We start from the raw sequence: 20,437 nt of genomic DNA, 5'->3' as shown, positions 1-20,437 counted from the left end.
CAATGAAGTTCTTCGACCGCTTCCGAAGCTCTGCAGCCGATCTCGAGACGATCGAACGATCGAGCCGTCAGGTCGGCCCGGGTGTATTCTTCTCCACAGTAGTGGTAATCGCTTCCTTCCTGCCCGTCTTTCTTTTGACGGGCACCGAAGGGAAGCTCTTTCACCCGCTCGCTTGGACGAAGACGTTCATCCTCGTGATTGATGCATTTCTCGCGATCACGCTCACGCCCGTGCTGATCTCGTTCTTCCTTCGCGGCAAGCTCAAACACGAAGAATCGAACCCGATCACGCGGCTGCTCGAGCGGCTCTACACACCGATCCTGCACTGGTGTCTGGAGTGGCGCAAGACGGTGATCGCGATCAACATCGTGCTCCTCGCCGGCGGTGCGTTCCTCTACACACAACTCGGCTCCGAGTTCATGCCGCCGCTCGACGAGGGGTCGATCCTGTTCATGCCTGTGACCATGCCCGACGTCTCGAACACCGAGGCGAAGCGCATTCTGCAGATACAGGACAAGATCATCGCGGGCGTGCCCGAGGTCGAGAGCGTGCTGGGGAAGGCAGGGCGCGCGAACACTGCGACGGATAACTCGCCGATCAGCATGATCGAGACGATCGTCCTGCTGAAGCCTCGCGCCGAGTGGAGACCCGGCATGACGAAAGAACGCCTCGTCGAAGAACTCAACTCGAAGTTGCAGATCCCGGGCGTAGTCAACGGCTTCACGCAACCGATCATCAATCGCATCAACATGCTTTCGACAGGTATCCGAACGGATGTCGGTCTGAAGATCTACGGTCGCGACCTCGATACGATCGGTGCGCTCGCCGAGCGTGTGCGTGCAGCGCTCGAAGGGCGCGACGGTGTGAAGGACTTGTATGTCGAACCCATCACCGGTGGTCGCTATCTCGACATCGCGATCAAACGCGATGAGATCGGCAAGTTCGGTCTGAGTGTGGACGATGTGAACATGTTCATCGAGACCGCCCTTGGCGGGATGAACCTCACGACCACGGTCGAGGGCCGCGAACGCTTCGCGGTGAACGCACGATTCGCACAGGACTATCGCAACAGCATCGATGCCATTCGTCAGTTACCACTTCGCTCACCCGCAGGCACTGTGCCGCTCGCTGCCGTCGCCGATGTTCGTCTTGCCGACGGTCCGCCGATGATCACTTCCGAAGGAGCGATGCTTCGCGGGACGGTGCTCTTCAACGTGCGCGACCGCGACCTCGGCTCGACGGTCCGCGATGCACAGCGCACACTCGACTCCGCCTTCAAGAAGCTGCCCACGGGCTACAGCTTCGAGTGGAGCGGACAGTGGGAGAACCAGATCCGCTCGCGCAAGACGCTGCAGATCATCATGCCGATCGTGATCGTCATCATCTTCTTCGTGTTGTACTTCACGTACAAGTCGCTCAAAGAAGCAATGCTGACGATGATCACCGTGCCGTTCGCGCTTTCGGGTGGTGTCTATATCCTTGCACTCTACCATGTCAACGTGTCGGTCGCTGTGGCGGTCGGGTTTATCGCGCTCTTCGGTGTTGCGATCGAAACGGCGATGCTCATGACGATCTATCTGAATGAGTACATGGAGAAGCTCGTGCACGACAAAGGCAACTCGAGCGAGACGATCTCGTCGGCGGACTTGCGCAAGTACGTGACCGACGGAGCCATCCAACGCCTGCGACCCAAACTAATGACGGTCTCCGTCTCCCTCTTCGGACTCTTGCCGATCCTCTGGGCTAGCGGCACGGGCAGCGACGTCATGCGACCGATCACCTTGCCGATGCTTGGCGGGCTCATCACTTCGACCGTGTATGTGCTGCTCGTCACGCCAGTCGTCTATGAAATGGCCAAGGAACGCGAATTGCGTAAACACGGCAAGATCACCATTCCGGGAGGACACCATGAGTAAGCTACTACTCTTTGTGCTGTTGCTTGTGGCGGTGCAGACCGAGGCACAGGTCATCACGCTCGATTCGGTGCTCCATGCGATCGATCGGTCGTATCCGATGATCAAGATGTATGAGGTGATGGCGGATGCACGCTCAGAGTACGCTCGCAGTGCATCGAGCTGGATGCCGCCGAAGATCACTGCAGGGTTGTGGCAGACGCCATACAATGCGATCGGCGACGGGATGTTCATGGTCGGCGTCGAGCAGATGATCCCAAACCCCGCGAAGGTGAATGCAAAAGAGCGGATGATGCTCAGCGAAGCGGCGCTCGACCGCGCATCGCAGTCTGTCGCTCTTCGCGACATGCACACGATGGCGAAGCGAGCCTATTACGGCCGCTCAGTGCTCGAGCGCAAGCTTCGAGCGATCGACGAGACCGATTCGCTGCTTGCATTCGTGATCGCGCTCGCAACCGATCGCTACCCGACCGGGAAGGAGTCGCTCGAGAACATCTATAAAGCGCAGGCTGCCCGCGCGGAGCTCTCTTCGATGCGAACGATGACGACAGCAGACATCGGCATGAACAATGCAGAGCTGCGAAACTTCCTCGGCGCCGCGACAGCTACATTCCAGATCGACACCACACTGCCGGTTTCTGGCACCGCTTCCGATCGGATGCTCACCGATAGTATCCCGGAAGTACGGAGCATCGATGCCGAGATCACGATGATGCGCTCGCGCCGCGACGTGGAGCGATCGGCGCTGTATCCGGAGTTCGGCGTATCGGTCAACCACATGCAAGCGCTCAATACCATGATGCCAAACCAGTTCTCGGTCATGGGCATGGTCTCACTGCCGATCGCACCGTGGTCTCGCACCGAAGCCGATGCGATGAGCGCCGGTGTCGATCGCGAGATCGAAAGCATGCAGCTCAAGCGCGATGCAACGATCCGCGAACGTGCGGCCAAGATCGAAATACTCCGTGCGCAAGTTGACGGCAGTCGTACGCAACTCGAGAACATCACGACAGTCGTTCTGCCCGCCTATCAGCGATCGTTCGATGCATCGTTGCGTGCATACCAACAGAATGCCGGCGATCTCTTTCGTGTCATCGACGCATGGCAGATGCTGAGGATGGCCGAGATGAATCGTCTCGATCTCCTTAAATCACTTATCAACGCTCAGATCTCGTATGAAGACGCTCTTTCCAATGACTAAGACGCCAATGCTGCTGCTGGCGCTATCGCTCGCGGCATGCTCCAAACGCGAGGCGGCGCCGCCACCGTCGGCAGAGGCATCGCTGACGGATGTAACGGCATCGCCGAACCGCATCGTCAAAGCGGCCGGTGCGACCGTGAAGCTCACCCACTCCAGTGTTACGCCGCTCGTGCGTGCAACTGGTGTGGTGACCGTCGATCCGCGTTCGGTGAACACGATCAGCTCGCGCTTCGACGGCCGCATCGAACGGCTGGCCTTGCATTACAACTTCCAACCGATCGGTACGGGCGCAGAGATCCTTGCGATCTATAGCCCAGCGATCCTCGCCGAGCAGGAGCGGCTCATCGCCCTGACCCGTGGTAATGCACAGGCCTCGGAGCTTGCCGAAGCTGCGAAGCAGAAGCTGGCGAATCTCGGACTCACCGATGCGCAGATCGCTCGCATCGTCTCATCCAGACAGCCGATCAACCCGCTGCCCGTGTACTCGCCCTACGGCGGACATATCCACGATGTCGTTTCGCGCACAACCTCAACCAAGATGAATGCGTCGGGAGGCGATGGCATGGCCTCGATGATTGGCGGCACCAGTAGCACGAGCGCCGCGCCGTCCGACTACGCAACGAACCTCGCTTCGAGCGAACTCTCGCTGAAAGAAGGGATGTACGTGCGTGCAGGGCAGGCGCTGGTGTCGGTGTACGATGCCTCACGTGTCTGGATCGCCCTGAACATTCCGCGAAGCGAAGCAGCGCTGGTGCATCATGGCGATGCAGTGACGATCAGACCGGAGACGGACCGGGAGCATCCCATCACTGCGAAGATCGACTACATCGAGCCCATCCTCGATGCATCGTCATCGTCCTTGCGTGCTCGGGTATATCTCGAAGGTGTATCGCACGAGTCATCGCTCAAGATCGGCGCACTGGTGGATGCAATGATCGAACCGAGCGCAGTAGATGGTGCGTGGCTGCCGAAGTCAGCGGTCGTCAGTCTTGGCAAACGGGATGTCGTCTTCGTCAAACGCGACGGCCGCTTCGCTGCCGTAGAGATCAGGACAGGCATCGCAACCGATTCGCTGGTGCAAATATCAAGCGGAGTCGACGATAGCGACGAGGTTGCGCTCGAAGCGCATTACTTTGTCGATAGCGACAGCTTCATTAGAACGGAGGCCGCACAATGAGAACCATCACCACACTCCTCGCACTAGTCTTGCTGGTGGCGTTCGTTTCGTGCAAGAGTGAGAAACAGAAAGAGGACGGTCTTGCGCCGGATGAATACTACACGTGTTCGATGGATCCGCAGGTCACCGAATACCATGCCGGCCGTTGCCCGATCTGCCACATGGAGATGATCAAGGTCAAGAAGCATCAGCTGAAGGCCGGCGAGATCCGTCTGAGCACGCAACAGCAGCAACTGGCGAACATCAAGCTCGAGACGATCGGTTTGCAGCCGACGGCGACGGAGCTGACGCTCGAAGGAACGGTGACGATCGACCAGGAACGCGCGTCGGCCATCTCGTCACGCGTTGCCGGTCGCATCACTCGACTTGCTGTGCGCTCCGGTGCGGAGCCGGTTGCCCGTGGTGCAGTTCTCTATTCTATTTATAGTGAAGAACTCAATGCAGCGCAGGCCGAGTATCTCGCCGCGAGCAGACGCTCTGCATCGGGCGACGTAGCCGCCGCGGCAAAGCAGCGGCTTCGACTCTATGGGATGAGCGATGAGATGATCGCTGAGATCGCACGCAGCGGGAAGATCATGAACGAAGTGCCGTTCACTGCAACGTCAAGCGGGTATGTGACCGGTGCAACTGTCAGCGAAGGCGATTACGTCAGCGAGGGCAGCACGCTCTTCGAGCTTGCCGACCTTGGCTCGCTGTGGGTCGAAGCGCAGGTGCCGGTCGCGTTCTTGACGGGTCTGCACGAGGGCGATGAAGCCACGTTCACCATCCCCGGTAGCCAACTACCCGAACAGCGCGGATCGGTGATCTTCATTCAGCCGCATTTGCAGCAGAATGAGCACTACGTGAGCGTTCGCTTCCGACTCGATCATCCGCCCACTGATCTTCGCCCCGGCATGCTTGCGAACATTTCGCTTCGCAAAGAGCCGCATATCGCGCTCACGCTGCCGCACGGAGCCGTTGAACAGGACAGCCACGGTGCAAGCGTATGGGTGTTGCGCTCGGACGGCGTGTTCGAGATCAAGATGGTCACGCTCGGCATCGAAAATCCGAACGGAGTCGAGATCACGTCAGGACTCAGTGACGGCGATAAGGTCGTCATTTCCGGGGCGTACTTGCTTACAAGCGAGTACACATTCAAGAATGGTGCTTCGCCGATGGCGGGCATGCAGATGTAACGGAAGGAGCAGACTATGGTAGGAGCACTCATATCGTTCGCGCTTCGCAATCGCCTCCTTGTGTTGCTTGTTGCAGTAGGGATGTTTGCGTGGGGTGTGTATGCTGTCGGCAATAATCCGGTGGATGCCATTCCGGATCTCTCGGAGAATCAGGTGATCGTCTTCACCGAATGGATGGGTCGCAGCCCGCAGGTGATCGAAGACCAGGTGACGTATCCGCTCGTGTCGAATCTGCAAGGCATCCCGAAGGTGCGCAACATCCGCGGCTCGTCGATGTTCGGCATGAGCTTCGTGTATGTCACGTTCGATGACGATGCCGACATCTACTGGGCGCGTACGCGTGTGACCGAGCGGCTGAACTTCGCGCAACGGCTCCTGCCCGAAGGCATCGTCCCGACGCTGGGACCGGATGGCACCGGTGTCGGTCACATCTATTGGTACACGCTCGAGGCGCCGGGGTACGACCTCGGCGATCTGCGTGCGCTGCAAGACTGGTTCGTGAAGCCGGCGCTGCAGACGGTCGCGGGAGTGAGCGAGGTCGCATCATTCGGTGGATTCCAGAAACAGTATCAGATCACGATCGACCCGATCAAGCTCAATTCGTACGACCTGACGATGATGGATGTCCAGCGTGCGGTGCGCGCGAACAACAATGACGTCGGCGGACGCAAGTTCGAGATGAGCGAACGCTCGTACATCATCCGCGGCCTCGGATACGTCCACGGCGTGCCGGATATCGAGAACATCACGATCGCGACACGGGGCAGCACTCCGATCCGCGTGAAGGACGTGGCCGACGTGCAGATGGGCGGTGACATTCGCTATGGCGTGTTCGACGAGAACGGCAACGGTGAACGAGTCGGTGGCATCGTCGTGATGCGCTACGGTGAGAACGCCGATGCCGTGATCAAAGCGGTGAAGACCAAGATCGCGGATGTCACAAAGGGACTACCGAAAGGAGTGACGTTCCATGCGGCGTATGACCGCTCAACACTCATCGAAGAAGCGATCGCGTCGGTGAAGGGGACCTTGTTCGAAGTGTTTCTCAGCGTGTCGATCATGGTGCTGATCTTCCTGTTGCATGCACGTAGCGCGATGATCATTCTCATTCAGATCCCGATCTCGGTAGCGGCGAGCTTCATTCTGCTCAATGCGTTCGGATTCTCGTCGAACATCATGTCGCTGACGGGCATTGCGCTTGCGATCGGAGTGATCGTGGACGATGCAATCGTGATGGTGGAGAACGCCTACCGGCACCTCGCGCTCACGCGATCGAGTTAGTGCAATGCTGATCCGTTCTCTTTGAGCCAGCGTTCGGCAAGGCGGTAGTCCGGACACGTCGCTTCGACGCGTGCCCAGAAGCGTTTGGAGTGGTTGAAGTGCACCGTGTGCGCGAGCTCGTGGAGGATGAGATAATCGACAACGTGCGGCGGCGTTTTCATCAGTCGCCAGTTGAACGAGAGATTCTTTTGCCGCGAACAACTGCCCCAGCGGGTCTTTGATCCTCGGATAAAGAGACGATTATAGGCATACCCGAACTGCCCCGCCAGTTCTGCGACGCGCGTGAACACATGCTCCTTCGCCCGGTCACGATACCATGCTTCTGCAAGCTTCGCGTTCGTGGCGTCGAAGTCAACCCGAAACGGCTCGCCGAAATAGAGCAATTCATCCTGACCGAGCTTGACCGCCCGTTCGCGAGCAAGGACGAAATGCGCGACCTGTTTTGCGATCCACCGCTTCTTCTCTTCAAGCAGGACGTCGAGATGCGCGCGTGTGTAGCGCATCGGGATCACGATCTTCACATTTAGTTCGTGATCGACACTAATGCGTGCATAGCGCACGCGGCGCCGCTCGACGTGGTACTTCGGTTCGATGTCCATCGCAAAAGGTAGAACAAACTGTTGTTCCGTAGCGTCCATATTATGCCGTCATACTACCAATGTCATTGCGAGGAGTTGCGCAGCAACGACGAAGCAATCTAAACACTCGAGGTTGGTCTCCCAATTAAGTTCTCAGATTGCTTCGTCGCCGCCAATGCGGCTTCCTCGCAATGACATAGGGTAATTCATCCTCTTACACGTTGATACCGTGATTGTACCAACCCCGACTCGTACGCCTTGCTCGAGACCAGTCGCAACGGCAACTTCGGATTATCTTCGCCGAAGAGCCGTATGCCGCTGCCGAGCAGCACCGGTATCGTCGAGATCACGAACTCATCGATGAGATCGTCTTTGAGCATGGAGTTCACCACGCCTGCACCGCCGTCGATGAAGATCGTCCCGCCTTCGTGCGACTTCAGCGAAGCAACGAGCGCCCGAAGATCGCCGGAATAGAACTGTACCGACCCCTGTGCGGGCTGCGGCTTGGACGTAATGACGTAGCACTCCTTCTTCGCATGGGGGAAGCCGCCCTCGAAGCGCGAGGCGATATCATACGTTCGTCGGCCGACGATGAGCGTGTCCACCGTTTCGTAGAACGAGAAGTATCCGTAGTCCTCGCCCTCGCGGGCGACGGCGGAAAGCCAATCAAGACTATCATCTGGCGGGGCGATGAAGCCATCAAGGCTGGCGGCAATATAGAGAATGGTGTTGCGTGGTGACGCCATGATAGTGTTTAGTTGCGCTACGATAAGTGCTCTACGAATTCGTGATCGAAAGTTGCACGTATGTGCAGTAGGTGGGGGAACGCCCCCCTACGCAGGTCGGTTAGACTGACGCCTACGCAAGCAGCAGGCGCCGATGTGGCGGAATAGGTAGACGCAACGGACTTAAAATCCGTTGTCCTGTAAAGGACGTGCCGGTTCGAGTCCGGCCATCGGTACGCATGAGCCATCGTCATCTCCTCCGAGTCTGCGTATTGTTGCTGCTGGGTACGATCTCGGCTATGCCGACTCATGCACAAGTTCAATCTCCAGCCTTCGATGCAGAGTGCTACCAACCGAGGCTCGGTAACCCAAAAGAGATCGACACACTCTATACGAGCAACCCCGGCCAGATGCTTGGGCGTATCTTGATGGGTATTCCAGAGGGCCGCAGCGGATCGCCTCGTCGACTGTTGATCGGGGGAATGAACCCGCCACCTGATACCGTAAAGCTCCTCGATCCGATCTTCGCCGATGCAGTTGATATCGTTGGGAAGCTAAACATGCACAAGCTCTCCCATCGCACGGAGCGGCTGGATTTCAACGGAGTTGACTTCTTACAATTTGGGCATTTCCGTTCACGAACGCTGACGGATGCCGTTGTGCTTGGTGGTCAATCCATCTTTCTCTATCTCGCCGACTCAGTTGGGGAGTATGATACGAGTCGGGTGATTACTCTTGGGTTTACTCACGCAATTGTTCGGGACTCGATGGTCTATGCGCCGGACAGGATGTTAACTCCCTACATCGGTCATTTTTCAACGGACTCTTTAGATGATATTGTGATCGGAGTGAGGCTTACCGGGACTCATACATCATCACATGACTCCGTCTACCTTGGCATCATTCATGGTAGTCCGTGGATAGTTGACAGTGCGATGAAAGATCCGTATAAGTATAAGTACGTGGATTCATTCTGCGTCGTGGATGCTGTCACTGCTTTGGAAGAGGGGGAAGGGTTCTGGGGTGTCCAAGCCGATTATCGAGGCACGGGACGAGACGACTACATAGCTTTCAACCGTGCAGGCAACGCGTTTTTCTACGCGAATGATGGACACTTTTCCCTCGCAGGCTTCGCACGGGCGTTGCGAGAAGATACAGTGTTCACCAGATGGCAGAATCCGGATTTGGAGGACTCCGCGTATGGGGTTCGATACGTACCGTTCTATTTCGACGGAGTCCATACGGCAGTCGCATTTCCGCGTGACAGCAGCGATCACAGCGTTGATCTGCTTGCGGCGCTGCAACGTAAGAGTCGTCCCGGAACGCCGTCGATCTACTTCTTCCGAGGAGGGAAAGACTTTGGGAAGCATCGTATCTATCTCGATAGCTCAGACTTTGAACTGCACCCACCCGGTTACTACGACGACTTTCTCTTCGGCCCTGCCGATTTCCCACAGCAATACGTCGATGTCGGTGACATCAATGGGACGGGGAATCACGCGCTGTTCGTCGATGCCAGTCTCGGCAATGCCGCCTCGCTTGCGTTCGTCTACGAGATGGGTACGGCGCTTGATGACAAGGTAGATATGTATCTTGGCATCGGCAACTCACGAGCTATTTGGGGAGTCAGCAGCTTGGATGCGAACCAAGATGGCCTGAGCGATATCATTTTTAGTGTTCCGTCGTTCGTGAGCAACGCGGAAGTTGCGAGTGGTGACTACCATGGTCTGGTCGGCGTGATCTACGGTTCGAAGAAGGTACCACCGGCAGCGGTGCATGAGCACCCAACGATCGAAGACGGCGATATGAGCATTTCGGTTATACCTGACGGTTCAAATGTGCGAGTCTCGTTCGTCAGTCCGAAGAGTGGTCATTGCAGCATTCGGCTTCGCAATATTCTTGGTGCGATCGTAGCAACGTCAGAGGTCGATGCGTCTGCCGGCGAGACTGTAGCGGAGGTCAACACTGGTCAGATCGCCGACGGTGTTTACTTGATCGAAGTATCGATGGGTGAGACCATGCGCGTCAAAAAGCAGGTGTTGGTTCGATAGTCCCTCGATCTCACCAACTTACTCCGCTCGGTCCAGCAGCGACGGCGGAAGTTGCTTCGAGGCTTTGATGCCGAGCTCTTTCATTTGTTCTGCGCGGCGGACGAGGTTGCCGGTGCCGCTGTGGAGTTTGCCCATTGCGTCGGTGTAGCTCTTCTTTGCATCGTCCATCTTCTTACCGACGGCGATGAGGTCTTCGACGAAACCGACGAGCTTGTCGTACATCTTGCCGGCCTGGTCTGCGATATCGAGCGCGTTCTTCGTTTGTCGCTCTTGCTTCCAAATTGAAGCGATCGTGCGAAGCGTTGCGAGCAGCGTTGACGGACTGACGATCACAATCTTGCGCTCCCAGGCATAGGTGAACAAGTCGGCATCTGCCTGCACTGCAAGGCCGAAGGAGGATTCTATCGGCATGAACAGCAGCGTGAAGTCTGGGGCGTTGAGCGAGCCAAGGCCAGGGTAGTTCTTTTCCGATAAGCCTTTGATATGTGAGCGCACCGATGCGACGTGCTCGGCGATCGCACTGTCGCGGTCGGTGTCGGTTTCGGCGGCGACGAAGCGATCGTATGCGATGAGCGAGACCTTCGAGTCGATGATGATGTGCTTGCCTTCGGGTAGTTTGACGATCACATCGGGCTGTTGCCTGCGGCCATCGTCGGAGGTATGACTCTCTTGCAGCACGTACTCCTCGTCCTTGCGAAGCCCGGAATACTCCAGCACCTTCTCAAGAATCAGCTCACCCCAGTTGCCTTGCTTCTTCGTATCGCCTTTGAGTGCTCGCGTCAAGTTCGCTGCTTCGTCGCTGATCTGCTTGTTGAGTTCGGTAAGCTTCAGGATCTCACCTTTAAGTGAGTTGCGTTCGGCCGCTTCGATGCGATAGGTCTGGTCAACTTTGGCCTCGAACTCCTTAAGCTTCGATTGCAGCGGGTTGAGGATTGTTTCGAGCTGCGATTGATTGAGCTTGGTAAACTTGTCGGTCTTCTCTTCGAGGATGCGATTGGCGAGGTTCTCGAATTGAGAGCGTAACTGATCCCGCATTTGCTCGCTCGATTGCTCGAGTTTTTGAAAGCTATCCTCGCTGGCACGAAGCGTTTCTTGCAGTCGAGCAATGTCTGCTGCATGGGTACGCAGTTGTCCGCGTTCATGCTCCAGTTCCGTTCGCAATTCGGTGCGGTCGCGTTCGAGTTGCTGCAGACGATCGGCGGCGACGGCACGCATCTTCTCCGATTCCGCGAGTTGACCTTGGGCTTGGGCGAGCTTTGTCTCGGTATCGCGAAGTGCGGCAGTGACATCGCCAGTTTCTTTCGATTGAAACGCGAAATAGCCAATGGCCAACCCTAATGCGACGCCAAGGAGTATGTACAGAATGATCATGTGGTCGGTGGTGCTCCTGAACTTCTATGATAATATACGTTCAGAACAATTGGGGTAGGGGAGAACATTCGTGGTAATCGGAAGCCTGATTTCGGCGTTCTACAGGCTCACGAGACAAAACGAACGATGCCGCTACCCTTAGTCGCGATCGTCGGACGCCCAAATGTGGGCAAATCGACGCTCTTTAACCGCCTTGTCGGCGAACGCCGCGCTATTACGGAATCCATTTCCGGCGTGACGCGCGACCGCATCTACTCCAAAGCCGATTGGGCCGGACGAGATTTTTTGATCGTCGATACCGGTGGTATTGTGCCGGAGTCAGAAGACATTTTTGAACGCGGCATCCGCAAGCAGGCCGAGATCGCCATCACGGAGGCGGCTGTCATTCTCTTCGTGGTCGATGTGACGGCCGGCGTACACCCGCTCGATTCCGAAGTTGCCAATATTCTCCGTCGTTCGGGCAAACCCGTAATGCTCATCACGAACAAGGCCGATAATGCCGAACGAGAAAGTTTCCGTACGGAATTTTACGAACTCGGACTGGGCGAACCGTATACGTCGAGTGCCATCAATGGCCGCGGTGTCGGCGATTTCCTTGACGAGTTACTGAAACTGCTTCCCCCACAAGAAGCGGAGACGGAATCGGCTAATATGAAACTGGCGATTGTCGGGAAGCCGAATGTCGGGAAGTCCAGCTATCTGAATGCACTCATCGGCGAAGAACGTGCGATCGTTACGCCGATTGCCGGTACGACACGAGATTCGATCCATACGACGTACACGTATTATGGGCAGTCGATTACGTTAATCGACACGGCAGGTATCCGACGCAAGAAGTATGTCGACGATGCTCTCGAGCTCTATTCGATCGTACGTACAATGAAAGCGATCGAAGAATGCGACGTCGCGCTCGTGCTTGTCGACGCGACACAGGGTGTCACGAAGCAGGATGCGCGTATTCTCAACGACGTGATCGATGCTCGCAAGGGAGTCATTCTTGTCGTGAATAAATGGGATCTTGTCGAAAAGGAGACGAACACGGCTGCACAATTTGAGAAGTCGGTCCACGAAATGCTGAAGACTGCGGACTTCGTCCCTGTCGTCTTTATCAGCGCCGTGACGCATCAACGTCACACAAAACCACTGGAGTTAGCGCTCAAAGTGTATGAAGATCGGAAGAAGCGTATCGGTACTTCGGCGCTGAACACAGATTTGTTGGCGGATATTGAACGAACGCCGCCGCCTGCAGTACAGGGGCACGATCTTCGTATCAATTATATTACGCAAGTAAAAACGGAACCGCCGGTCTTTGCGCTGTTCTCGAATTTTCCCGATCTGATTCCTGAAAGCTACAAACGTTTTGTCGAGCGACAGCTTCGCGAACATTACGGGTTTTCGGGCGTGCCCGTCTCGCTAATCTTCCGTCGGAAGTAGCTACAGGATTACTTGATGGTGATGGTCTTTGTATAGATCTGCGGATTGTTGCGTGCTACTTCGTCCACGACACAACGAACATAATACGTTCCTGACGGGAGCGGCAAGCGGCCTTTATCAAGTCCTTCAAAAGTCTGTTCGAAGACGCCTTCCTGTTTGATATCGTTCATCGAATACGTTTGGACCAACATTCCAAGCGCATCGAAGACCTGCATGGTCACGCGGGACTGCGCAAGGAGACGAAGTCGGAACACCCATTGCTTCGAGTGCTTCTTCGGTTCTTCGATGGTCAACCCCACTTTCGGCATCTTTGCAAGATCCTCCGCTTTAAGGCCCTTTCCCTGAATCGGTAGGACGATCGAGTCTCTATCGGTCACCATCGTGAGGTTCGTGTTATGATCTCCAGGTGTTGTCGGCTTAAAACAGACACTGATCGTGACGTTGCTCGTCTGCGGAACAGTGATTGGCAGCATTTGCTGTGACGGCGATGGGATTGAGTAATCCTTACCGTCGACGACATATAATTTCTTGATGACTTGTGGTACGGCGGCCGTATTTGTGATCTGTACGTACATGCACGACTGAACGCCAATACCTTGCGCACCGAACTTCATTTCTGACAAATTGAACGCGAACGGAGGAATGGGCGGGGCACCATGATACATCGGCTCGCGCGGCGGTGGAACCGGGGACATCGGTTGAGCCGAGGCGCTGATCGAGGCCAGAAGCAGTATGAGCAGTATGGTGCTGTTGCGGTATGAAGTCATCGGGTGTTCTGATGTATAACTTGCAAGTAACAGTTGGCATCTGCCAAAGCGTTCGGGCAGAAGTGCCGGATTCAAAGCCGGGCGGTGGCCGAGCATGCGATCGTCGTTGTACGACGAGTCGGTGTATTGGCCGGATAGGAAAAGACCGATTGACCGAAACTTGCCTCGACGTGAATTCGATCGTCGAGGTTCAGCGCAGCTACAAACTTGACTCTGGTGCCGCTGCCATACAGTGGAACGAACGGCAATATGTCACCGATCTCCGGCTCGATACTGTACAATCGCACATCGAATGTTGGAACGGTGTATGGTTCGATAAACGCCGAACACGAAAGCACGTGCATCGGGCGAAGCGTAGCACCGATACCGGCTGTATATGCAACTGTTCGTTCACCATCAATGCTGAGTGAACGGATACGCCCGAGGAGCGTAAGCAGCACTGTGCCCGATAGCCGTTCTTCGTATCGAATCCGTCCATCGCTGAAGGTGCGTGGAGTTTCGGTAGCTACGGAGTAACGGATCCGGGCATCGACCGATCGTTTGCTGTTGTCATAGAGTAGGCCAAGAGCCGATTCCACGGAACGCGTCGTTGCTCCGACGTCCGGCGATCCGATGTGCTCGAACGAGAGGGTTGAGTACGCCCTCAATTGAAGAACATTTGACATAGCATACGATACTCCGAGGTAGCAGCCTCGTTCATGCAGATCGTTATCGCTTGCTGCGCCGAACGTACCTAGAAACGGCGAGTAGTATTCCGGCGGGATGATGTGCACGTTGGCCGATAGAAGTAAGGGGCTGGCGAGCCGGATCGTACTACTCAAGGCGAACGAAGTTGTCGTTCTCGACGGTACGAACGACGCGCCGATCTCCGTACTGAGGTAGAATATGCTGTCATGGACTGTACAAAAGGCGGAGAGGACTCTTGTATTGTCATGGCCGAACTGCGGGGAAGTTGTATCGACCGTCAACGGAAGATCGTACCGCGTGTCGCAGCCCACGATTCCAAGCTGGAGATGAAGCGATACATCCTCGGGCGAATGCCATCGTAGCGCTCCTCCTGCTACGGTTTGTTGCGTCGTTCCCATCCTATCTAATTCGGTTGTTGTTCGATGATAGCCTGACGTACTGACGTATGCGATACTTCCCGAATCGATCGTCGCATCGATACTTCGATCGCTATAGAATCCATCGATTGAGAATGAACCTGCTTCTACGGTTGTTGCTGCACCATTGAAATACCGGTACGAACTCGTCGAACGATACGGCGTGATGGTTGCTGCGGATCGACGTACCGAAATATTCGATACCGAGGGAAAGATCGGATACCCTTTCCCGAATACAAGTCCCTCGCCGTAGTTCAATCCGTAACTGCCGATGATGAAATGTTCGACGCTAAATGGACCCGCATCGATCGGTTTTCGGATCGATAGTGAGCCGACGAGATGATCAAAATACAGTGGTTCGCCCGGGTCCTTTGCTTCGACAAGTGACAATTCGACATCAGCCGTTCTCGCGACGATACTGGAAGATGTCTTGATCGGGGAGCCGCGGTAGTAGTGGCGAACATACTCACTGCTGTCGGCCAGTGCCGGATTGAGTTGCATCTGTGTATGAACTGTGACCCGACTCGGCCCTCCTTGCTCGAATGTTCGATGTTCATCCATCAACTCCTGACCGCGGGATGCGATAGCATCTGGATCGGGGACATCGTCGAGACGGTCGATTAGCTCAATGAGCCTGCTTCCATCGTCTGTTGTATCGATCACTTGCGCGATTGCCGTGCTGCTCATACAGACGGTAATGCAGACCAATATGGAGATAGTGGTTACCATTGCCCGGTCAGACCGAACGTGAGGATCGATCCGAATGCATGGTCGAAGCGAACACCGAGGTCGATCAATGCAGGATCGTATTTGAAATGGGCTCCGACGCTGATCGTCCCGGAGTTGGTTGTCGTTGCTGCGCTCAGTGATAGTGCATCGACTAACGCATACGATATCCCGAGATGAACCGTCGTTCCGAACGACTCCTCCGATTCGAGCGTCGCGCTGAGGGTGATCGGTGTGTCGCTTGGCCGATATCCGGCTCCAAAGAGTAGATCGACGGGGCGTTCCTCGACCGTTCCGGCCCCGTCGCGTGTCCCGCTTCCGAAGAGGTTGAGTGCCGTTGCAGCGACCGAGAATTCCGAGGAAATCCCGAACGTAAAGCCCAGATCGAGAAGATAGAACTTCACGGGAGCATAGTCTGGCGTTGTTGTCAGCGACTCGTATCGGAACCTGGCTCCGATCGCGGCACTACGTCCTTGGGCCAGATCGAACCGTTTCGCGAGACCGGCGATCGCATCGACATCGGAATAGACGGTGGAATATGCCAACCGAGATGCTCCGACGGAAAACGACAGTCCGATGGGGCGTGCAGTATAGACTCCTTCTACCGCCGCCGTGTATGCGTCGCTTAGTCCTTGCTCGTTCGGCGTCAGTGCTATCCCTACTTCGATATCGTGCGTTCCGTCACCGGCCGCGAGTGCGGGGTTCAGCGTTAGGGCGGCCGATGATGCATAGGTGATCGACGACGATCCGAGCCCTCTGGATTCGGCGGATTCCAAATGCAGCACCTGGGCCGAGCATATCTGCCGGGCGCCAAGGAAGAGGGCGATGATGAATGATAGACGAACCAGTTGAGCGGCAAAAACGACGAAGCTTCCGGGCACAGTGTGCACCCGGAAGCTTCAGCAATGAAACGATCTGCTTAGTGCTTCGGGGTGTTGGTTGAAGCGCCGGTCGAGCTGCTCTTCATCGAACGCTCGCGCATCAAGTTCTTTTTGAACGCACCCATGTAGTCGACGAGCGAAGCGATCTCTTCGTCGTTGAGCGGGCCTTTATTCTTCGTGTGGAATGCCGGCATGTTCGTGTTCGCACGGCCGTTGGCGATCACTGTCTTCCATTGTTCCGGCGTATGGTTCATCATCTCGTCTGCCGTAATATCCGGACCCGGCTTGTTGTCCGACTTCGAGCCGTGGCAAATCGCACAATCGGCTTCGTAGAGTTTTGCACCAAGCTCGCCTTTGCCTTTATCGACATGGCAGGTTGCGCAATTGCCCTGGAACACACCGTCGAGGTGCATCGACTCTTTATGGGCCAACTTGGAGCGATAGATCATGCCATGAATGCGGATCTGCTTCTGCGGCTCGACCACCGAGTTCGAGACGATCGTGATCACCTTCGTGAACGGACCCTCAGCCTTGTTATGCGGGTCGAACGTGACCTTTAACGCCGTCGACTTACCCGGAGCGAGCTTCTTGTCGCCAAGCACCGCTGCCGTACAACCGCACGACGGATTCGCGCTCATGATTTGTAGCGTATCGGTACCGCGGTTCGTGATCGTAAAGTTTGTTTCGGCGTTCGTCTGCTGTTCGACCTTCCCGAAGTCATGGTCGATCTCGTTGACCTCGATCTTGGGGCCTTTGGCCGTATCGACCGGCGCGAAGAACGACGCGAATGCCGGAGAAATAGTAACACTACCCGATGCAAGAATGATAGTCAACAGACCGGCAACTCCGACAATGGCGGAGGTAATGAGAGTACGTGTACGATTCATAGTTTTCAGCGAGTTCAATGTGATTTTTTGGGTACTCAGTGTAAATATCCACAGGCCGAAAAAGGTTCACCCACAGCCCTTTCGGTCGTAGCAGAGTTTGAACGCTTTACACAGACGTCATTCTGAGCGAAGCGAAGAATCCCTTGAGGAATCCCTGTGAGGCTCCGCCGCAGGGTTTCTTTGCTTTACTCAGAATGACAGCTCCTTACACCGTTTCAAACTGAGCCATGAACACCCGTTCGGCCTCCACCCCAGAGGGCAGCCCTTCATCACATGAAACGAGTGCAGACACCCAAGGTTACACCACGGCCCATCGCACAGTCACCAGTGAGGTGCCAATTTGGGGGATTCGGTCTGTAAGTACATAGACCATCAACAACATAATTGTGCACACACAAACCCATCTGAGTACCTCGTCCGGAACTATGGTGTCTTGGGATATAGGTGTGTGTGATCTGCATTTCAATGTACATTTTGAATCAGTGACATCTGGTGCCCGTCACTTCAAGGACAAGATACGTCATTCAAGAGCCAGTGTCAAGGTGCCTATGAACGAATTAATATTCCGAGCACCTGGGCTTATTGTAGAGACGCGCATATGCGCGTCTCCGCTGTCGGCCTGTTCTTGCTTTCTGAAAGATTCGCACCGCCCGAGGCAACCACCCCACCCCCTCCTTGTAAAGGAGGGGCAACTGTTTTTCCTTGCTTGCGCCGGCTTGAAGATACTGGCGGTATCTTGACTTCAGCGTAAGCAAAGACAATGTAAAAGTGCGCGACTAAGTCCTTTATTTGCGCGATTCATATACCGGATTATCCGATTTAATCCGACCGATGGCTATCGCATCCCAAGCTAATGCTTCAAATAATGCATGGAATGTACTTCCAAGTGAAAATAATCCGGCTCCGTTCAACAGGCAAAGATCTCCAACGAATATAAAACAAACGTGTTACGGCGCTATTACTAATCTGACAACCTATTCTTAGGGAGGCTTATTCAATGTTGTTGATCATAAACGACAACCCCCGGCCATGAAGCCGGGGGTCGTGTGCTTGTCCCGTGGTGGTATGAAAAAGCCCGCAGAGTTCTGCGGGCTTTTTACAGTTGGCGGTAGGTATCGAGGAGGTGAACCAGACCATGTTTCCTGAGTTCGTCTCGGACGGCTCTCTTCGATCCGTCATGCATCCAGCGAAGCGTTTCAAGCGTCGAGCAGATAATAGCTTCGACTGTGCGCTTGCGCTTGAGGCTGAGTTTCTCCTTCTCAAGGATGCGCCCTGCAATCTTCAAGGTTCGGATTCCGTAGGCGATTTGTTTGCTCCAGTAGTTTCTCATCGGGGATCGTATTAGTTGTTCTGAAACATCTTCGTGAAGAGGGCAACCATGACGCTGTTCCGAACGTCGGTGAGTTCATGACGGGCAGCATCCATCGCAAGAACATCGAAGCTATTCTGGCCGTAGGAGTCGAAACCGGATGTATGGAATGATACCTTCACCGTATCTTCAGGAAAGAGGGAAACGATGCATTCGGTGAGTGTTGCTTTCATCGAATCGTTCGGGATGACCGGGGTCGAAATTTGAATGTTCAGTGTCATGTGTTGTCCTTCTAAATCGTTAATTTAATGGCGTTAGCCTGTTTGCAACTTCTGACACACACAACAAGGTGTGTCGCTGTCCGTTCGTGCGAAATAGGAGAAATTGTCAGACCGTAACTGATTATAAATGATACTGCTAACGATACTATACTATTGAAATAATGAGGAATGCATAAATATCTTGCACAATCAGGACAGAAATGACGTATGTTCGTAGAGATTAGCAACGGCACCAATTGCAACCAGAGCAGAGGTCAGGGAGAAAATGGTCCATTATGAACAGAACTGTATCACCCCGTGGCGAATCAGCTCCCTGATCCTCTGCCTCGGGCCGTACAAATCACATGCGTGACCTCAGGCTACGATTCAATTCTACTTCCTTGTATGCAAACTTCTTGTAATAGATGCAGTCGATCAGTGTACCCGTTTCATTAAACAAATTATTATTAGTATCACATGGTAGCAGTCGCTAAGCCTACCGAGGGTTGGTTTGTGTTCAGCGAAGGTGGCATGATTGCATTCACAGAAGAAGACCTCAACGAAGGCAAGAAGTTAATCATGTAGTCCTGTTGCTGGAATAGCCGTTCACCTCCTCTTGTCGAACCATCCGCGAATAAGGCAAAGATTTCCTCGCCGTTGCGCATGACAACAAACACGGGAACATGGCGTGGGCTGGCTGGTGCAATGAAATCATTCATCAGTAATCCTAAGTTTGGTGAATTGCCGACGTGCTCACGGAAAGACGTACGCGGGGAACCAGTAATTTTGATGCCACGCTCGCCAAAGCGTGGCATCTTTTTTCACGCCCCTCCGTGTTAGATTGGTTCTACTATCACATACATTGCAATGTTTGAGATCACTGGCACCCCGATGCAGATTTCAATTACAACTGCTGTCGTCCTTCTGGTCCTATGGGTAATATATCAATTTGCTGGCAAGAAATATATTGAGACACTAATTCAGGCGGCATCCGACCGAGGAGTCGAAGAATACAGGCATAGACTCAAAGTATCTGCCGATGAAGAGCTTGAGCGGCTTAAGGCAGAGTTACAACGTCTTGGCAAAGATCGTGAGATTCTGTTATCAGAAGTAAAAAGACAACAGATCGCGATCATTGCAGAGTTCTACTCCCGACTTGCGATTGCGTTCAGTTATGCGGCTGACGCCGTCAGCCCCGGGAGCCAAAATGAAACATTAGCCAAACAAGTAGAAGACTTCGCGAAAGTATTTAACGAGTTCCGTCAATACTTCTTCACACATCGCATTTTTCTACCACAAACCATCTGCGAACATTCAGATGAGCTGAACAAGAAGCTCTATAGTGCCATTCTTAAACGGAAACTTTCAAAAGAGGCCGATCTCCACCCGAAAGAGAAGTTGGATTTCTGGATTGAAGCCCAGCGAATATTTGACGAGGATGCAACCTCCATCAAGTCGCAAGTTGAAGAGATTTTTCGAAAGCTGCTTATCGTCGAAGAAAACTAATCAAGCACTGGGACCAAATTCAAAAAATCTTCCGAAGGCGAAGGGTAAACACATCCCAAATGTAATAGAGAGGAACGATCAGAAATTGTAAC

18 protein-coding genes and 1 tRNA gene are annotated in these 20,437 nt (G+C 54.6%); 9 read left to right on the top strand and 10 right to left on the bottom strand.

Annotated features, from left to right (window positions below):
* The first annotated feature begins 2 nt into the window (after positions 1-2).
* Genes JSS75_13480 through JSS75_13460 form a run of 5 tightly spaced genes read left to right on the top strand, consistent with a single transcriptional unit; the run spans position 3 to position 6,747 of the window.
* Positions 3-1,916 carry an efflux RND transporter permease subunit gene (locus JSS75_13480; protein MBS1904711.1) on the top strand — a complete coding sequence of 638 codons (1,914 nt, stop codon included), beginning with the start codon at positions 3-5 and terminating at the stop codon, positions 1,914-1,916.
* Complete coding sequence (locus JSS75_13475) at positions 1,909-3,114, top strand: TolC family protein (protein MBS1904710.1); 1,206 nt, start codon at positions 1,909-1,911, stop codon at positions 3,112-3,114. Before JSS75_13480 ends, JSS75_13475 begins: the two co-directional genes overlap by 8 nt.
* Positions 3,107-4,291 (top strand): efflux RND transporter periplasmic adaptor subunit, encoded by a 1,185-nt coding sequence (locus JSS75_13470; GenBank protein MBS1904709.1) that lies wholly within the window; start codon positions 3,107-3,109, stop codon positions 4,289-4,291. The genes JSS75_13475 and JSS75_13470 overlap by 8 nt, the downstream gene beginning before the upstream one ends.
* Positions 4,288-5,466, top strand: a complete 1,179-nt coding sequence (locus tag JSS75_13465; GenBank protein ID MBS1904708.1) for an efflux RND transporter periplasmic adaptor subunit — start codon at positions 4,288-4,290, stop codon at positions 5,464-5,466. Before JSS75_13470 ends, JSS75_13465 begins: the two co-directional genes overlap by 4 nt.
* Before the next feature lie 15 nt (positions 5,467-5,481).
* Positions 5,482-6,747 carry an efflux RND transporter permease subunit gene (locus JSS75_13460; protein MBS1904707.1) on the top strand — a complete coding sequence of 422 codons (1,266 nt, stop codon included), beginning with the start codon at positions 5,482-5,484 and terminating at the stop codon, positions 6,745-6,747.
* Here the strand turns inward: JSS75_13460 and JSS75_13455 are convergent.
* Both JSS75_13455 and JSS75_13450 read right to left on the bottom strand, forming a co-directional pair.
* Positions 6,744-7,346, bottom strand: a complete 603-nt coding sequence (locus JSS75_13455; protein ID MBS1904706.1) for a M48 family metallopeptidase — start codon at positions 7,344-7,346, stop codon at positions 6,744-6,746. The genes JSS75_13460 and JSS75_13455 overlap by 4 nt on opposite strands.
* A 185-nt stretch (positions 7,347-7,531) precedes the next feature.
* Complete coding sequence (locus JSS75_13450; protein ID MBS1904705.1) at positions 7,532-8,071, bottom strand: dihydrofolate reductase; 540 nt, start codon at positions 8,069-8,071, stop codon at positions 7,532-7,534.
* Between the two features lie 129 nt (positions 8,072-8,200).
* Between JSS75_13450 and JSS75_13445 the strand changes: the two genes are divergently transcribed.
* Both JSS75_13445 and JSS75_13440 read left to right on the top strand, forming a co-directional pair.
* Positions 8,201-8,286 (top strand) — tRNA-Leu (locus tag JSS75_13445).
* A gap of 3 nt (positions 8,287-8,289) precedes the next feature.
* Positions 8,290-10,101: a hypothetical protein gene (locus JSS75_13440; protein ID MBS1904704.1), complete on the top strand. Its 1,812-nt coding sequence runs from the start codon at positions 8,290-8,292 to the stop codon at positions 10,099-10,101.
* Positions 10,102-10,119: 18 nt separating this feature from the next.
* Here JSS75_13440 and rmuC read toward each other — a convergent pair whose 3' ends face one another.
* Positions 10,120-11,472, bottom strand: coding sequence for a DNA recombination protein RmuC (rmuC, locus tag JSS75_13435; protein MBS1904703.1), 1,353 nt, complete (start codon positions 11,470-11,472; stop codon positions 10,120-10,122).
* Between the two features lie 126 nt (positions 11,473-11,598).
* Between rmuC and der the strand changes: the two genes are divergently transcribed.
* Positions 11,599-12,906, top strand: a complete 1,308-nt coding sequence (gene der, locus JSS75_13430; protein MBS1904702.1) for a ribosome biogenesis GTPase Der — start codon at positions 11,599-11,601, stop codon at positions 12,904-12,906.
* Between the two features lie 8 nt (positions 12,907-12,914).
* On the opposite strand, the gene JSS75_13425 is transcribed toward der, so the two are convergent.
* The 7 genes from JSS75_13425 to JSS75_13395 all read right to left on the bottom strand — a co-directional run bounded on the left by JSS75_13425 (position 12,915) and on the right by JSS75_13395 (position 19,654).
* Positions 12,915-13,673: a hypothetical protein gene (locus JSS75_13425; GenBank protein MBS1904701.1), complete on the bottom strand. Its 759-nt coding sequence runs from the start codon at positions 13,671-13,673 to the stop codon at positions 12,915-12,917.
* A gap of 71 nt (positions 13,674-13,744) precedes the next feature.
* On the bottom strand, positions 13,745-15,463 hold the full coding sequence (locus JSS75_13420) for a hypothetical protein (protein MBS1904700.1): 1,719 nt from the start codon (positions 15,461-15,463) through the stop codon (positions 13,745-13,747).
* A 35-nt stretch (positions 15,464-15,498) separates the two neighbouring features.
* Positions 15,499-16,383 (bottom strand): hypothetical protein, encoded by an 885-nt coding sequence (locus JSS75_13415; protein ID MBS1904699.1) that lies wholly within the window; start codon positions 16,381-16,383, stop codon positions 15,499-15,501.
* A 38-nt stretch (positions 16,384-16,421) separates the two neighbouring features.
* The gene (locus JSS75_13410) at positions 16,422-17,270 is read right to left on the bottom strand and encodes a DUF1573 domain-containing protein (GenBank protein ID MBS1904698.1); all 849 of its coding nucleotides are present in this window, start codon (positions 17,268-17,270) and stop codon (positions 16,422-16,424) included.
* A gap of 1,096 nt (positions 17,271-18,366) precedes the next feature.
* Positions 18,367-18,600: a hypothetical protein gene (locus JSS75_13405; GenBank protein MBS1904697.1), complete on the bottom strand. Its 234-nt coding sequence runs from the start codon at positions 18,598-18,600 to the stop codon at positions 18,367-18,369.
* A gap of 11 nt (positions 18,601-18,611) precedes the next feature.
* The gene (locus JSS75_13400) at positions 18,612-18,860 is read right to left on the bottom strand and encodes a hypothetical protein (protein MBS1904696.1); all 249 of its coding nucleotides are present in this window, start codon (positions 18,858-18,860) and stop codon (positions 18,612-18,614) included.
* Between the two features lie 452 nt (positions 18,861-19,312).
* Positions 19,313-19,654, bottom strand: a complete 342-nt coding sequence (locus JSS75_13395; GenBank protein ID MBS1904695.1) for a hypothetical protein — start codon at positions 19,652-19,654, stop codon at positions 19,313-19,315.
* Between the two features lie 52 nt (positions 19,655-19,706).
* On the opposite strand from JSS75_13395, the gene JSS75_13390 reads away from it, so the two are divergent.
* Positions 19,707-20,345, top strand: a complete 639-nt coding sequence (locus JSS75_13390) for a hypothetical protein (protein ID MBS1904694.1) — start codon at positions 19,707-19,709, stop codon at positions 20,343-20,345.
* Positions 20,346-20,437: the final 92 nt, after the last annotated feature.

It is taken from the genome of Bacteroidota bacterium (assembly GCA_018266755.1).
Taxonomy (GTDB): domain Bacteria; phylum Bacteroidota; class Ignavibacteria; order Palsa-1295; family Palsa-1295; genus JAFDZW01.
The sequence above is the reverse complement of the archived record's forward strand: the minus strand, read 5'-3'. Positions and strand labels throughout refer to the sequence as shown.

Excerpts from the sequence above, each read along its gene's own strand:
- JSS75_13440 (MBS1904704.1), top strand. The coding sequence starts at position 8,290 with ATGAGCCATCGTCATCTCCTCCGAGTCTGCGTATTGTTGCTGCTGGGT.
- JSS75_13455 (MBS1904706.1), bottom strand. The coding sequence starts at position 7,346 with ATGGACATCGAACCGAAGTACCACGTCGAGCGGCGCCGCGTGCGCTAT.
- JSS75_13450 (MBS1904705.1), bottom strand. The coding sequence starts at position 8,071 with ATGGCGTCACCACGCAACACCATTCTCTATATTGCCGCCAGCCTTGAT.
- JSS75_13395 (MBS1904695.1), bottom strand. The coding sequence starts at position 19,654 with ATGCCACGCTTTGGCGAGCGTGGCATCAAAATTACTGGTTCCCCGCGT.
- JSS75_13475 (MBS1904710.1), top strand. The coding sequence starts at position 1,909 with ATGAGTAAGCTACTACTCTTTGTGCTGTTGCTTGTGGCGGTGCAGACC.
- JSS75_13470 (MBS1904709.1), top strand. The coding sequence starts at position 3,107 with ATGACTAAGACGCCAATGCTGCTGCTGGCGCTATCGCTCGCGGCATGC.
- der (MBS1904702.1), top strand. The coding sequence starts at position 11,599 with ATGCCGCTACCCTTAGTCGCGATCGTCGGACGCCCAAATGTGGGCAAA.
- JSS75_13465 (MBS1904708.1), top strand. The coding sequence starts at position 4,288 with ATGAGAACCATCACCACACTCCTCGCACTAGTCTTGCTGGTGGCGTTC.
- rmuC (MBS1904703.1), bottom strand. The coding sequence starts at position 11,472 with ATGATCATTCTGTACATACTCCTTGGCGTCGCATTAGGGTTGGCCATT.
- JSS75_13420 (MBS1904700.1), bottom strand. The coding sequence starts at position 15,463 with ATGAGCAGCACGGCAATCGCGCAAGTGATCGATACAACAGACGATGGA.
- JSS75_13425 (MBS1904701.1), bottom strand. The coding sequence starts at position 13,673 with ATGACTTCATACCGCAACAGCACCATACTGCTCATACTGCTTCTGGCC.
- JSS75_13480 (MBS1904711.1), top strand. The coding sequence starts at position 3 with ATGAAGTTCTTCGACCGCTTCCGAAGCTCTGCAGCCGATCTCGAGACG.
- JSS75_13390 (MBS1904694.1), top strand. The coding sequence starts at position 19,707 with ATGTTTGAGATCACTGGCACCCCGATGCAGATTTCAATTACAACTGCT.
- JSS75_13410 (MBS1904698.1), bottom strand. The coding sequence starts at position 17,270 with ATGAATCGTACACGTACTCTCATTACCTCCGCCATTGTCGGAGTTGCC.
- JSS75_13405 (MBS1904697.1), bottom strand. The coding sequence starts at position 18,600 with ATGAGAAACTACTGGAGCAAACAAATCGCCTACGGAATCCGAACCTTG.
- JSS75_13460 (MBS1904707.1), top strand. The coding sequence starts at position 5,482 with ATGGTAGGAGCACTCATATCGTTCGCGCTTCGCAATCGCCTCCTTGTG.
- JSS75_13400 (MBS1904696.1), bottom strand. The coding sequence starts at position 18,860 with ATGACACTGAACATTCAAATTTCGACCCCGGTCATCCCGAACGATTCG.